General features: G+C 71.8%; 11 protein-coding genes. 10 read left to right on the forward strand and 1 reads right to left on the reverse strand.

The window, feature by feature from the left end; all coding sequences use genetic code 11:
* Positions 1-4: 4 nt before the first annotated feature.
* From egtC to ABZX11_RS24585, 5 genes are all read left to right on the forward strand, one after another.
* The gene (gene egtC / locus ABZX11_RS24565; protein ID WP_176169434.1) at positions 5-823 is read left to right on the forward strand and encodes an ergothioneine biosynthesis protein EgtC; all 819 of its coding nucleotides are present in this window, start codon (positions 5-7) and stop codon (positions 821-823) included.
* Positions 820-1,797 (forward strand): L-histidine N(alpha)-methyltransferase, encoded by a 978-nt coding sequence (gene egtD, locus ABZX11_RS24570; protein ID WP_354916717.1) that lies wholly within the window; start codon positions 820-822, stop codon positions 1,795-1,797. Before egtC ends, egtD begins: the two co-directional genes overlap by 4 nt.
* A gap of 46 nt (positions 1,798-1,843) precedes the next feature.
* The gene (locus ABZX11_RS24575) at positions 1,844-2,266 is read left to right on the forward strand and encodes a nitroreductase family deazaflavin-dependent oxidoreductase (RefSeq protein ID WP_354916810.1); all 423 of its coding nucleotides are present in this window, start codon (positions 1,844-1,846) and stop codon (positions 2,264-2,266) included.
* 143 nt (positions 2,267-2,409) lie between these two features.
* Entirely contained in the window at positions 2,410-4,002 is a 1,593-nt protein-coding gene (locus ABZX11_RS24580; protein ID WP_354916812.1) for an alpha/beta hydrolase, read from the forward strand.
* Between the two features lie 210 nt (positions 4,003-4,212).
* Positions 4,213-4,917 carry an MgtC/SapB family protein gene (locus ABZX11_RS24585; protein WP_176169436.1) on the forward strand — a complete coding sequence of 235 codons (705 nt, stop codon included), beginning with the start codon at positions 4,213-4,215 and terminating at the stop codon, positions 4,915-4,917.
* A 54-nt stretch (positions 4,918-4,971) separates the two neighbouring features.
* Here ABZX11_RS24585 and acnA read toward each other — a convergent pair whose 3' ends face one another.
* Positions 4,972-7,782: an aconitate hydratase AcnA gene (gene acnA, locus ABZX11_RS24590; RefSeq protein ID WP_176169437.1), complete on the reverse strand. Its 2,811-nt coding sequence runs from the start codon at positions 7,780-7,782 to the stop codon at positions 4,972-4,974.
* A 358-nt stretch (positions 7,783-8,140) separates the two neighbouring features.
* Between acnA and ABZX11_RS24595 the strand changes: the two genes are divergently transcribed.
* The 5 genes from ABZX11_RS24595 (at position 8,141) to ABZX11_RS24615 (ending at position 13,826) form a co-directional block, all read left to right on the forward strand.
* Positions 8,141-9,454, forward strand: coding sequence for an NlpC/P60 family protein (locus ABZX11_RS24595; RefSeq protein ID WP_354916721.1), 1,314 nt, complete (start codon positions 8,141-8,143; stop codon positions 9,452-9,454).
* 44 nt (positions 9,455-9,498) lie between these two features.
* Positions 9,499-10,212, forward strand: coding sequence for a class I SAM-dependent methyltransferase (locus ABZX11_RS24600; RefSeq protein ID WP_354916725.1), 714 nt, complete (start codon positions 9,499-9,501; stop codon positions 10,210-10,212).
* 9 nt (positions 10,213-10,221) lie between these two features.
* Positions 10,222-10,773, forward strand: coding sequence for a molybdenum cofactor guanylyltransferase (locus tag ABZX11_RS24605; RefSeq protein ID WP_354916727.1), 552 nt, complete (start codon positions 10,222-10,224; stop codon positions 10,771-10,773).
* A gap of 1,030 nt (positions 10,774-11,803) precedes the next feature.
* Positions 11,804-12,874: a MoxR family ATPase gene (locus ABZX11_RS24610; protein WP_176169441.1), complete on the forward strand. Its 1,071-nt coding sequence runs from the start codon at positions 11,804-11,806 to the stop codon at positions 12,872-12,874.
* Positions 12,875-12,881: 7 nt separating this feature from the next.
* Positions 12,882-13,826: a DUF58 domain-containing protein gene (locus ABZX11_RS24615; protein WP_176169442.1), complete on the forward strand. Its 945-nt coding sequence runs from the start codon at positions 12,882-12,884 to the stop codon at positions 13,824-13,826.
* Positions 13,827-13,874: the final 48 nt, after the last annotated feature.

Consider the following 13,874-nt stretch of genomic DNA (forward strand, 5'->3'; position numbering starts at 1 on the left):
GCGCATGTGCCGCCACATCGGCTACCTCGGCGGGCCCGTCTCGCCCGCCGAGGCGCTCTTCCGCGCCCCGCACGCGCTGCTGGTGCAGTCCTACGCGCCGGCGGACATGCGCGGCGGCGGCTCGGTCAACGCCGACGGGTTCGGGCTGGGCTGGTACCCCGGCCCGGGCTCGCCGCCGCTGCGCCACCGCCGGTCGACTCCACTGTGGACGGACGAGACGCTGCCGCCGCTGGCCGCGGCGGTGACCACGGGCGCGTTCGTCGCCGCCATCCGCAACGGCACCACCGGCCTGCCGGTGACCGAGGCGGCCGCGGCGCCGTTCACCGCCGGGCCCTGGCTGTTCAGCCACAACGGCGTCGTCCGCGGCTACCCGGACTCGCTGGCCGAACTGGCCAAGACCCTGCCGGTCACCGAGCTGCTCACGCTGGAGGCACCCACCGACTCGGTGGTGCTGTGGGCGCTGCTGCGGGCCCGGCTGGCCACGGGCGAGGATCCGCTGACGGCGGTGGCGGAGCTGACCCTCGCCGTCGAGGCGGCCGCGCCCGGCTCGCGGCTGAACTTCCTGCTCACCGACGGCTCGACCCTCATCGGCACCACTTGGACGCACGCGCTGTCCGTGCTGGAGACCCCGGCCGGCAGTGTTGTGCCGGGGCTTCGCCCCGGGCCGGGGGCTCCGCCACCCGGAACCCCCGGAAGCAACGTGTGGCTGGCGTCCGAACCCTTCGACGGTGACCCGCGCTGGCGGCCCGTCCCAGACCACCACGCCGTGCGCGCCACCGCGGCCGGCGTCGACCTGCTTCCCCTGACCCAGGAGCTCTCATGACCGAAGTCGATCTCGACCACCACCGCTCCGGCGACGCCGTCACCGCGGAGCTGCGCGCCGACGTCGTCGCCGGGCTGACCGCGGCGCAGAAGTGGCTGCCGCCCAAGTGGTTCTACGACGCCGACGGCAGCGAGCTGTTCGAGAAGATCACCCAGCTGCCGGAGTACTACCCGACCCGCAGCGAGCGCGAAGTGCTGGCCGCGCACGCCGGCGACGTCGCGAAGCTCACCGAGGCGCACACGCTCGTCGAACTCGGCTCGGGATCCAGCGAGAAGACCCGGCTGCTGCTCGACGCCCTCACCGGCCACGGCACCCTGGAGGCGTTCGTCCCGCTCGACGTCTCCGAATCCGCGCTGGCCGAGGCGGCCGAGGCGATCTCGAAGGACTACCCGGGGCTGGCGGTCCGCGGGGTCGTCGGCGACTTCACCCAGCACCTGGACCTGCTGCCGGACGGGCAGCCGCGGGTGGTCGCCTTCCTCGGCGGCACGATCGGCAACTTCCTGCCCGCCGAACGCGCGACCTTCCTGCGGTCCGTGCGGGAGGTCCTGGACGAGGGGGAGTGGCTGCTGCTCGGCACCGACCTGGTCAAGGACGCCGCCATCCTCGAACGCGCCTACGACGACGCGGCCGGCGTGACAGCGGAGTTCGACAAGAACGTGCTGCGGGTGATCAACGCCCGGCTCGGCGCGAACTTCGACCTCGACGAGTTCGAGCACGTCTCGTACTGGGACGCCGAAAACGAGTGGATCGAGATGCGGCTGCGCGCCCGGCGGGACCTGACCGTCGAGATCTCCGGCGCGGACCTCACGGTGACCTTCGCCGCGGGGGAGCACGTCCGGACCGAGATCTCGGCCAAGTTCCGCCCCGGCGGTGTCGAGGCCGAGCTGGCCGCGGCCGGCTTCGCGCTCGAGCACTGGTGGACCGACTCCCAGCAGCGGTTCGGGGTGAGCCTGGCAAAATCCGTGCGTGGCTAATCCTCTCCGGGCCCTCGCCCGGGCCGCCGGCACCAAACCGTGGCTGATGCGCACCGCCCGGTTCGTGGTCTGGGCGGACACGAAACTGCACAAGGCGTTCGGCGGCCGGGTGAGCCTCGTGGCGCTCGCCGGGCTGCCGTCGCTGCGGCTGACCACGACCGGCCGCAAGAGCGGGCTGCCCCGCAGCACCAACCTGCTCTACTACCCGCGTGGCGACGGCTTCGTGCTGACCGCGTCCAACTGGGGCCGCCCCCACGACCCGGCGTGGGCGCTCAACCTGCGGGCGAACCCGAAGTGCCAGGTCGCGCTGGCCGGGAAGCCGGTCGAAGTCGTCGCCCGGGAGCTGGACGGCGAGGAGTACGACCGGATGTGGAGCGAGCTGCTGGACTTCTGGCCGGGGTATGCGATGGAGCAGCGCGAGGCGGCGCGGCCGTTGCCGGTTTTCGTCCTCGCGCGGGTGGGTCGATAGGCCCTGACCATCCGATCGGCCGGTGCCGGGATTCACCGCTTTGTGCCAGTCTCACCCGGGTAACGCGCCGTGACGCCGTGCGCGCGCGGCGACTGCGTGACCCTGAGGGAGGAGACGTCTTGCCGAGATCCACTCAGAGCCGGGTGCTAGCGTTCGCACTGGTGGGGGCGCTCGTGGCCGGCGTGGGGCTGGCCGGGCCGTCCGGGACCGCCGCCGCGGCCGAAGACGCGGCCGTCCGGCCCGCCGCCGTCGGCGCGACCCCGGCCGTGGCCTGGGGCACCTGCGCGAGTGACGTCCTCGCCGGCGTGCCCGCCGACCAGGTCGGGTTCTACAGCTGCGCGCGCTACCGCGTGCCGATCGACCACGACAACGCGTCGCTGGGCACCATCGACATCGCGCTGCTCAAGCGGGCCGCCCGCACGCCCGGCCAGCGGGTCGGGTCGCTGTTCCTCAACCCGGGTGGCCCCGGCGGCCCGGGCCTGACCCTGCCGATCGCCGGCGAGGCGATCTTCCGGCCGCAGGTGCTCGACCGCTTCGACCTGATCGGCTTCGACCCGCGCGGGGTCGGTGACAGCAACCCGCTGCGCTGCTTCACCACCCAGGAGGACGCGGACGAGGTCTTCGCCGCCCAGATCGGCGTGCCGATTTCGCGCGCCGAAATCTCGGGCACGCTCGCCAGTTACCGCGACTACGGCCGGTTCTGCAAGAACAACGCCGGCGCGCTGCTGAACCACATGTCCACCAAGGACGTCGTCCGCGACCTCGACACGCTGCGCGCGGCGGTCGGCGACCGGAAGCTGAACTACGTCGGCTTCTCCTACGGGACGCTGATCGGCTCGACGTACGCGGCGATGTTCCCGAAGCAGTCGCGGGCGATCGTGATCGACGGCAACGTCGACCCGGAGCTGCGCACCAGCGACGGCGTGGAGTACGACCGCGAGCGCGCGCAGGGCTTCGAGATCGCGCTGGACGGCTTCCTGAAGCGCTGTGACCAGGTGGGCGACAAGTGCGCGTTCAGCGACGGCAACCCGCGCGCGAAGTTCGACGAGCTGCGCGAGTACCTGCGCAAGCAGCCGATCACCCTCCCCGGCGGCGGCTCGCTCGACATCAGCGGGTTCACCGGCACGGTTTCGAGCGTCCTCTACAGCCCGGGTGCGTTCGCCGCCCTGGCCGATTGGCTGCAGACGTACTACACCGCGATCCACCCGTCGGCGCAGGCGCAGTCGCTGCAGCCCCGGCCGCTGAAGGCGCTCGCCACCGGTCATCGGGGCCTGGCCGACCTGAGGCCGGACAGCCCTTACACCAGCGACGACTCCTACTTCGCCGTCAACTGCTCGGACAAGCCGTTCCGGATCAGGCAGGAGCAGGTGCCGGACATCGCCGCGAAGTGGGAGCGCGAGTCGCGGACCTTCGGCCGGTACCAGGTGTTCTCGGACACCGCGGCCTGCCCGGTGTGGCCGGCGAAGAAGCCGGACGCCTACCGCGGCCCGTGGCGGGCCAAGACCGACGTCCCGGTGGTCGTGGTCGGCAACTTCTACGACCCGGCCACGCAGTACAAGTTCGCCCAGCGGATGGCGGCCGAGCTCGGCAACAGCCGGCTGCTGTCGGTCGACGCGTTCGGCCACTGCATCCTCGGTGACGCCCTCGGTGTCGACCAGGCCGTGGCGGACTACCTGACCGACCTGAAGGTGCCGTCGAACGGGCAGGTGTTCCAGCCGAACGTCCAGCCGTTCTGAGTGTGAGCCCGGTCCCGCGGCCCTTCCCCGGGCCGCGGGACCGGCTACGCTGGCGGAGTTGATCATCGACGAACACGGGAAGCGAGGTGAGCGGCACATGCCAGCGGACAGTCCTCGGACGGCCGGGCGCGCGCTCACCGGAGGTTTCCGGCGGGGCTGAGTTCGGCCGCCCCCTGTCCGGCAGTGCGCGCACGCCGGAAAAGAGCCGGAATGACCATCTTCGAAATGCTGCTGCGCGTGGGCACCGGCGTCGGCCTGGGTGCCGTCATCGGGATCGAGCGCCAGTTCCGCGCCCGGATGGCCGGGCTGCGCACCAACGCACTGGTCGCGGTGGGTGCGACGCTGTTCGTGCTGCTGTCGGCCCACGGCTTCGGCGGGCTGGCTTCCAGCGGCGACGCCGACCCGACCCGGGTGGCGGCCCAGATCGTGTCGGGCATCGGGTTCCTCGGCGCCGGAGTGATCCTCCGCGACGGCCTCAACGTGCGCGGCCTCAACACGGCGGCAACGCTGTGGTGCTCGGCCGCGGTCGGCGCCCTGGCCGGGGCGGGCCTGTACGCGGTCGCGGTGGCCGGGACCGCGGTCGTGGTCGGGGTGAACGTCGTGCTGCGGCCGCTGGGCCGCGTCGTCGACCGCCGTCCGGAGGCGGGTGACGAGACACCGGCGCGGTACGAGTTCCAGGCGGTGACCCGCGACGAGGCCGAAGCCCACGTGCGGGCCCTGCTGGTGCAGGCCCTGACCCGCACGGACTTCCGGCTGCTGTCGGTGCTGAGCACGGACCTGGAGAACCGCACCGTCGAGGTCCGCGCCGAGCTGGTCGGCGACCAGCGCGACGACGCCCAGATGGAGGCCGCGGTGTCGCGGCTGTCGCTGGAGCCGTCGGTGTCGAGCGTGCGCTGGGTGGCCGTCCCCGCATGAGGAAGGGCCTCCCCGCTCAGCCGAGCGGGGAGGCCCTCCGGAATACCGGAACCCTTACGCCTGCGTCATCTTCCGCAGCACGTACTGCAGGATGCCGCCGTTGCGGTAGTAGTCCGCCTCACCCGGGGTGTCGATGCGGACGTCCGCGTCGAACTCCACCTTGGTGCCGTCCGCCTTGGTGGCCGTGACGTGCACCGTGCGCGGGGTCTCGCCGTCGTTCAGCTTGGTGATGCCGGTGATGTCGAACGTCTCCGTGCCGTCGAGGCCGAGCGACGAAGCCGACTCGCCCTGCGGGAACTGCAGCGGGATGACGCCCATGCCGATCAGGTTCGAACGGTGGATGCGCTCGAACGACTCGGTGATCACCGCGCGCACGCCCAGCAGCGACGTGCCCTTGGCGGCCCAGTCACGCGACGAACCGGAGCCGTACTCCTTGCCGCCCAGCACGACCAGCGGGGTGCCCTGCGCCGCGTAGTTCTGCGCCGCGTCGTAGATGAACGCCTGCGGCGCGCCCTCCTGCGTGAAGTCGCGGGTGTAGCCGCCCTGCACGTCGTCGAGGAGCTGGTTGCGCAGCCGGATGTTCGCGAACGTGCCGCGGATCATCACTTCGTGATTGCCGCGCCGCGAGCCGTAGGAGTTGAAGTCCTTCTTCTCCACGCCGTGCTCGGTCAGGTACTGCGCGGCCGGGGTGCCCGGCTTGATCGCGCCGGCGGGGGAGATGTGGTCGGTGGTGACCGAGTCGCCCAGCTTGGCCAGCACGCGCGCGCCGGTGATGTCGGTGACCGCCGACGGCTCCGGCGTCATGCCCTCGAAGTACGGCGGCTTCCGCACGTAGGTGGACTCGAGGTCCCACTCGAAGGTCTTGCCCTCCGGGGTGGGCAGCGACTTCCAGCGCTCGCCGCCGTCGAAGACGTCCGCGTAGTCCTTGGTGAACATCTCCTGCGTGATCGCGTGGTCGATGGTCTCCTGGATCTCCTTGGACGTCGGCCAGATGTCCTTGAGGAAGACGTCGTTACCGTCGGTGTCCTGGCCCAGCGGCTGGTTCGCGAAGTCGAAGTCCATCGTGCCGGCCAGCGCGTAGGCGATGACCAGCGGCGGCGACGCGAGGTAGTTCATCTTCACGTCGGGGTTGATCCGGCCTTCGAAGTTCCGGTTGCCCGAGAGCACCGAGACCGCGGTGAGGTCGTTCTCCTGGATCGCCGCGGAGATCTCGTCCGAGAGCGGGCCGGAGTTGCCGATGCAGGTGGTGCAGCCGTAGCCGACCAGGTGGTAGCCCAGCTTCTCCAGGTACGGCCACAGGTTGGCCTTGGTGTAGTAGTCGGTGACGACCTGCGAGCCCGGCGCCATCGACGTCTTCACCCACGGCTTGACCGACAGGCCCTTCTCGACCGCGTTGCGCGCGAGCAGCGCGGCGCCGAGCATGACCGACGGGTTCGAGGTGTTGGTGCACGAGGTGATCGAGGCGATCACCACGGCGCCGTGGTCGAGGATGAACTCGCCGCGGTCTTCGCTGGAGACCTTGACCGGCTTGGACGGGCGGCCGCTGCCGCCGTTGGCCGCCGACTGCAGGTCGACGGCGTCCTCGTCCGCGAACGTCAGCGCGGCCGGGTCGGACGCCGGGAAGGTCTCCTCGACGGCCTCGTCGACCTTGGTGTGCGGGGTCTCCTGCTCACCGTTGACGTAGTCGTGGATCGACTTGCGGAACGACGACTTCGCGTCCGACAGCTCGATGCGGTCCTGCGGGCGCTTCGGGCCGGCGATCGACGGCACGACCGTCGACAGGTCCAGCTCGAGGTACTCGGAGTAGGCGGCCTCGCGCGACGGGTCGTGCCAGAGGCCCTGCTCCTTGGCGTAGGCCTCGACCAGCGCGACCTGCTCGGGCGAGCGGCCGGTGAGCTTGAGGTAGCGGACGGTCTCGTCGTCGATCGGGAAGATCGCCGCGGTGGAGCCGAACTCCGGGCTCATGTTGCCGATGGTGGCGCGGTTGGCCAGCGGCACCTCGGCGACGCTCTCGCCGTAGAACTCGACGAACTTGCCGACCACGCCGTGCTTGCGCAGCATCTCGGTGATGGTGAGCACGACGTCGGTCGCGGTGACGCCGGCCGGGATCTCGCCGGTCAGCTTGAAGCCGACGACGCGGGGGATGAGCATCGACACCGGCTGGCCCAGCATGGCCGCCTCGGCCTCGATGCCGCCGACGCCCCAGCCCAGCACGCCCAGGCCGTTGACCATGGTGGTGTGCGAGTCGGTGCCGACGCAGGAGTCGGGGTAGGCCTGCCCGCCCCGGGACATCACCGTGCGCGCGAGGTGCTCGATGTTGACCTGGTGCACGATGCCGGTGCCCGGCGGGACGACCTTGAACTCGTCGAAGGCGCCCTGGCCCCAGCGCAGGAACTGGTAGCGCTCGCGGTTGCGCTCGTACTCGATCTCGACGTTGCGCTCGAAGGCGTCGGCGCGGCCGAAGACGTCGATGATCACCGAGTGGTCGATGACCAGCTCGGCCGGGGCGAGCGGGTTGACCTTGTCGGGGTCGCCGCCCAGGTCGGTGACCGCTTCGCGCATGGTGGCGAGGTCGACGACGCACGGCACGCCGGTGAAGTCCTGCATGATCACGCGGGCCGGCGTGAACTGGATCTCGATCGACGGGTCGGCGTTCGGGTCCCACGAGCCGAGCGCGCGGATGTGGTCGGCGGTGATGTTCGCGCCGTCCTCGGTGCGCAGCAGGTTCTCGAGCAGGATCTTCAGGCTGTACGGCAGGCGCTCGGCGCCCTCGACCTTGTTCAGGCGGAACACCTCGTACGAGGCGTCTCCCACCTTCAACGTGTCTTTGGCGCCGAAGCTGTCCTTGCTGGCAGGTGCGGTCACGTCTAACTCCAGTGGCGTGGACTTCCGCGCCGGTGCGGCGGTCGAGTCCCGGGTCAGTTCGGTCGGGTTCGGTGGTGGCGAGTCTTGCGCACCCCCACCGTAGGACCGGAATCGGGATGCCACACCTCGCGGTGCCTCAAACAGTACGCGTGTCCTGTTTAACGGACAAGACGACACGCGGTGTGGGCTGCGCCATTCGGAAAGCCGGCACCGCTGGGGTCCCTCAATGAGGGGAATTGGTGCCTACGTTGTGTAAGTTTCCGCTGATGCTTGTGATAGTGGTGTGACTGCAGTGACGCGGGGTGTGCGCTGGTGAGCGGAGGTGGCGGTCTTGTTTGGACGGTGCGGGGGTCCGGGGGTGCCGCGCGTCCGCCGGGGACTCAGCGTGAGCACGCTCACGTTGGCGATCTTGTTCGGCGCCGGCGGCACGGGCCTTGCGGCGCCCCCGCCGCCGCCCAACCCCAGTGACTCCGAGATCCAGGCCGGCAAGGCCGACGCGAACGCGAAGGCAGGCGAAGTCGGCCGGCTGACCAGCCAGCTGGCCCAGGCCGAGCAGAAGCTGACCCAGCTGCAGGACGACGTCGAGCTCAAGCAGGAGCAGGCCAACAAGGCGCTGGTGGACCTGCAGACCGCGCAGGACGACGCGACGCGCGCGGAGAACGACGCGAAGGCCGCACGCGGCGAAGCGGACGCGGCCTCGGCGGCCATCGAGAAGGCCCGCGCGGACCTGAAGTCGTTCGCCGCGGCGAGCTTCCAGCAGGGCAGCACGGTCGGCTCGCTCTCGGCCTACCTCAGCGCGGACAGCCCCAAGGACATGCTCGCCCGCGCGCAGCTGCTCGACGCCGTCGGCGGCGACCGGCTCAACGCCCTCGACCGGCTCGAGCAGGCGCAGACCGAGAAGTCCAACAAGGACGCCGCGGCCCGCAAGGCCGCCGAGATCGCCCAGCAGAAGCAGGACGCGGCCCGCCGGGCGAAGAGCAGCGCCGACGCCGCCCGGACGACCGCCGAGCAGGCCCAGGACAGCCAGGCCACGCAGAACGCGCAGCTGGAGAAGAACAAGACCGACGTCGAACAGCAGCTCTACGCCGCCCAGGCCAAGGTCAGCGGCCTGCAGGGCCAGCGGCAGCGCTACCAGGACTGGCTCGCGCAGAAGCAGCGCGAAGACGAGGAACGCGCCCGGCAGGCCGCGCTCGCCGCGTCCGGGGGCGGCGGCCGTCCCTCGGGCGGCCCGGCGCCGTCCGGCCCGGCCGGATCGTCCGTCGAGGCGGCGATCGCGCGGGCGCTGTCCAAGCTGGGGATGCCGTACGCGTGGGGCGGCGGCAACGCCAGCGGTCCGACCCGCGGCATCCGCGACGGCGGCGTCGCCGACCGCTACGGCGACTACAACAAGATCGGCTTCGACTGCTCCGGCCTGATGATCTACGCCTTCGCCGGCGTCCGCTCGCTGCCGCACTACAGCGGCTACCAGTACTCGGCGGGCCGCCGGGTGCCGCTGTCCCAGATGCGCCGCGGCGACCTGCTGTTCTGGGGCGGCCCGGGCGGCATCCACCACGTCGCGCTGTACCTCGGCGGCGGGCAGATGGTCGAGGCGCCGCAGTCCGGCCTGCGGGTCCGGATCGCGCCGGTGCGGTACGGCGGGATCATGCCGTACGCGACCCGCTTGATCGGCTGAAATCCGCTCGACGACGGCCTGGGGCCGCCGACAGGATCGGCGGCGTGGACGACGAACTGAACGCGCTGCGGCGCACCCGGATGCGCTGGAACACGCCCCTGTCGGAGCCGCACGCCGAGCTGCTGCTCGACCGGATGGCCCTGGACGACGGCCACCTGGTCGACCTCGGCTGCGGCTGGGGCGAGCTCCTGCTGCGGGCGGCGGCCCGGGCCCCCGGCCTGCGCGCCACCGGCGTCGACACCGACCGGACCGGCCTCGACCGCGGCCGGGCGGCGGCCGCGTCGCGCGGGCTCACCGTCGAGTTCGCCGAAGCGGACGCCGCGGCCTGGGACGTGCCCGCCGAGCGCGTGTTCTGCATCGGGTCGGCCCACGTCTTCGGCTCGACGAAGGACGCGCTGGCCGCGCTCACCCGCGCCGTGCGGCTGTCCGGGCGCCTGCTCTACGGCGACGGTTTCTGGGCGGCACCACCGAACCCGGCGGCGCGCGAGATCTTCGGCCCGGACCTGCTGACCCTGCCCGACCTGCTCGACGCCGCGGCCGCCGCCGGCTGGCGCGTGCTGCACCTGAGCACGGCCGACCAGCTGGAATGGGACGACTTCGAGTCGACCTCCCGCGCCGGCTGGGCGGAGTGGCTGGCGGCGCACCCGGCCGACCCCCGCGCGGCCGCGGTGCGCGATTGGCTCGACCGGCGGTTGCGCGAATACGTCCGCGACTACCGCGGCGTGCTGGGCTTCACCTACCTCGTGCTGGGCCGCTAGATTCCCCGGATGCGCTACGCGGGGATCGTGGTGGCCGGAGGCTCGGCCCGCAGGTTGTCCGGTGTGGACAAGCCCGCCCTGTCGGTGGGCGGGAAGCCGTTGCTCGCCCGCGCGATCCACGCCCTGGAGGGCGCCGAACGGGTGATCGCGGTCGGCCCGCGCCGGCCCGGTTTCGACGTCGTGTGGACCCGCGAACCGGTGCCGGGCACCGGCCCGGTGGCCGCGTTGGCGGCGGGGCTGGTGTTCGTGCCCGACGACGTCGAAGCGGTCGCGCTGCTGGCCGCCGACCTCCCGGGTGTTCGAAGGTCTACAGTGGACAGGCTGGTGACGGCAATCGGCGAAGGCGACGGCGCGGTCCTGATCGACGCGGCGGGAAAACGCCAGTGGCTGCTGGGAGCTTGGCGAACCGCAGCGCTGCGGGCGGCACTGCCGGTGGAGGTGGACAACGCGGCCCTGCGCCGGGTCCTCGGCGGCTTGACGATCACCGAGGTCCCGGCGGAGCGTGGGGAAGCGGACGACATCGACACGCCCGAAGACCTCGAGCGGCACGGCGCGGGGTGAGCACTGCTCTCGGTCGTGAGCGCTGCACGTGGGGTGGATGAGAGCAGTGCTCTCGCTTCCGAGCGCCGCTCACGCGCAACTGAGGGCAGTGCTCTCGTCTCAGAGCGGACGTGCGCCGCTGGGGTGAGCGGTGCTCTCAAGCCAGGGTGGTGTGCAACGGTGGCGTGAGCAGTGCTCTCGAAGCGGAGCGGGTGTCGGCCACTGGGGTGAGCAGTGCTCTCGGTTGCGAGCGACGCTCTGCGCGAGCGGGAGCAGCGCTCTCAAATCGAAGCGGGCGCGCACCGGCGGGATGAGCGGCGCTCTCGAAACGGGGCGGTCACGGGTTGGCGAGGTGAGCGCTGCTCTCGGTTTCGAGCGGCGCTCGCGTGCGAGTGTGAGCAGTGCTCTCGAATTGTGGCGGGCGCGGGTCGGCGGGGTGGGCGGTGCTCTCGATCGCGAGCAGCCCTCGCGCACATGCGAGAGCAGTGCTCTCGAGGCGGAGCGGGTGTGGGCTGCTGGAGTGAGCGGCGCTCTCGGTTGTGGGCGGTGCTCGCGCGCAAGCGAGAGCAGTGCTCTCGAAGCGGAGCGGCTGTCGGCTGCCGGAGTGAGCGGTGCTCTCGGTCGCGAGCAGCGCTTGCGCACATGCGAGAGCAGTGCTCTCGAATCGGGGCGGGTGTGGGCTGCTGGGGTGAGCGGTGCTCTCGGTTGTGGGCGGCGCTCGCGCGCAACTGAGAGCAGTGCTCTCGGATCAGAGCGGGCGTGCGCCGCTTGTGTAAGCGGTGCTCTCGGATGTGAGCAGCTCGCCGCTCCGAGGCGGGAGCAGTGCTCTCGTCGGAGAGCACCCAAGCCCGCTCCCGCCGAGCCCTCGGCCCAGGCCATCTCACCCGTTTCCGCCGCGGAAGGCTTCACAGGTGCCATACCGCTGACCGTGTTGGCTGATCGTGGGCCATGTGCGTCCGCGTGCCGGATGCGGCGCAGGCGTGGGGGCGCAGTACGGTCGCACCGCGTGATCACCGTCGCGGGGGCGGCGCACGACTTTGGAGGAGGCAGAGTGACCGAGCCCGGCTACGCCGAGGGCGGGAACGGCCAGCAGGCGACACCGGCGCGGGACGCCCAGTTGCTGGAGCGGACCGTGTTCGAGGTCAAGCGGATCATCGTCGGCCAGGACCGGCTGGTCGAGCGGATGCTGGTCGGCCTGCTGGCCAAGGGCCACCTGCTGCTCGAAGGCGTGCCCGGCGTGGCGAAGACCCTCGCCGTCGAGACGTTCGCGCGCGTGGTCGGCGGCTCGTTCTCCCGCGTGCAGTTCACGCCCGACCTCGTGCCCGCCGACATCCTCGGCACCCGGATCTACCGCCAGGGCGCCGAGCGGTTCGACGTCGAGCTCGGCCCGGTCGTCGCGAACTTCGTGCTCGCCGACGAGATCAACCGCGCGCCCGCCAAGGTCCAGTCGGCCATGCTCGAAGTCATGGCCGAGCGGCACGTGTCGATCGGCGGGCAGACGTTCCCGATGCCCGACCCGTTCCTCGTGCTCGCCACCCAGAACCCGATCGAGAACGAGGGCGTGTACCCGCTGCCGGAAGCCCAGCGCGACCGGTTCCTGTTCAAGATCGTCGTCGAGTACCCCTCCGCCGAGGAGGAGCGCGAGATCATCTACCGGATGGGCGTCACCCCGCCCACCCCGCACGAGGTGCTCAGCCCGACCGAGCTGGTCCGGCTGCAGGGCGTCGCGTCGCAGGTGTTCGTGCACCACGCGCTCGTCGACTACGTCGTGCGGCTCGTGCTGACCACCCGGACGCCGAACGAGCACGGCCTCGCCGACGTCGCCGGCTGGGTCTCCTACGGCGCCTCGCCGCGCGCGAGCCTCGGCATCATCGCCGCCGCGCGGGCGCTGGCCCTGGTCCGCGGCCGCGACTACGTGCTGCCGCAGGACGTCGTCGACGTCGTGCCCGATGTGCTGCGCCACCGGCTCGTGCTGTCCTACGACGCCCTCGCCGACGGCGTGCCGATCGACCACATCATCACCCGCGTGCTGCAGACCGTGCCGCTGCCGCAGGTCTCGGCCCGGCCGCAGGGCGGGGCCGGCCAAGGCGGCCCGGTCCCGGCGGGCGCGCCGGTCAGGTAACCCGGCGATGGCGAAGAACGAGAAGGGCGTCCGCCCTTCGTGGGCGCCGCCGATCCTGCGCGGCGACCGGATGGAAGCCGGGCTCCGGACGTTGGAGCTCGACGTCCGCCGCCGGCTCGACGGGCTGCTGCAGGGCAACCACCTCGGGCTGGTGCCGGGGCCGGGGTCCGAGCCCGGCGAGGCCCGCCCGTACCAGCCCGGCGACGACGTGCGCCGGATGGACTGGGCGGTCACCGCCCGCACCACGACCCCGCACATCCGCGAGACCGTGGCCGACCGCGAGCTGGAGACCTGGGTGGTCGCCGACCTCTCGGCCAGCCTCGACTTCGGCACCGCGCTGTGCGAGAAGCGGGACCTGGTGGTCTGCGCCGTCGCGGCGGTCGCCCACCTCACCGGAGGCGGCGGCAACCGGATCGGCGCGCTGGTCTCCACCGGCGCCGAGACCGTCCGCATCCCGGCACGCGGCGGCCTCGCGCACGCCCGCGGGCTGGTGCGCAAGCTCGCCGAGACCCCGCGCGCGGCCGAAGGCACCCGGGGTGACTTCGCGACGGCGTTGGAGCAGCTGCGCCGTCCGCCGCGGCGGCGGGGCCTGGCCGTGGTGATCTCCGACTTCCTGGGCGACACCTCCTGGGAACGGCCGCTGCGGGCACTGGGCGGGCGCCACGAACTGATCGCGATCGAAGTCCTCGACCCGCGCGACGTCGACCTGCCCGAGGTGGGCACCGTCGTGCTGGCCGACCCGGAGACAGGGAAACAGCGCGAAGTGCACGCTTCGGCCTTGCTGCGCAAGGAGTTCGGGGCCGCGGCCCACGCCCACCGGCAGAAGGTCGCGGCCGGTCTGCGCCGCGCGGGCGCGGCCCACCTGACGCTGCGCACGGACGCCGACTGGATCGCCGACATGGTGCGGTTCGTCGTCGCCCGCAAGCGCCGCTGGTCGGGGGGTGTGGCGTGAGGAAACCTGCGACCGAACCATGCGACACGGCGCTTTCGCTTCAGGCCG

The organism is Amycolatopsis sp. NPDC004169, from assembly GCF_040610315.1.
Classification (GTDB): Bacteria; Actinomycetota; Actinomycetes; order Mycobacteriales; family Pseudonocardiaceae; genus Amycolatopsis.

What these genes read in the sequence shown, in the direction of transcription:
- egtD (WP_354916717.1), top strand. Translation starts at nt 820, where the DNA reads ATGACCGAAGTCGATCTCGACCACCACCGCTCCGGCGACGCCGTCACC.
- ABZX11_RS24615 (WP_176169442.1), top strand. Translation starts at nt 12,882, where the DNA reads ATGGCGAAGAACGAGAAGGGCGTCCGCCCTTCGTGGGCGCCGCCGATC.
- ABZX11_RS24585 (WP_176169436.1), top strand. Translation starts at nt 4,213, where the DNA reads ATGACCATCTTCGAAATGCTGCTGCGCGTGGGCACCGGCGTCGGCCTG.
- ABZX11_RS24575 (WP_354916810.1), top strand. Translation starts at nt 1,844, where the DNA reads ATGCGCACCGCCCGGTTCGTGGTCTGGGCGGACACGAAACTGCACAAG.
- egtC (WP_176169434.1), top strand. Translation starts at nt 5, where the DNA reads ATGTGCCGCCACATCGGCTACCTCGGCGGGCCCGTCTCGCCCGCCGAG.
- ABZX11_RS24605 (WP_354916727.1), top strand. Translation starts at nt 10,222, where the DNA reads ATGCGCTACGCGGGGATCGTGGTGGCCGGAGGCTCGGCCCGCAGGTTG.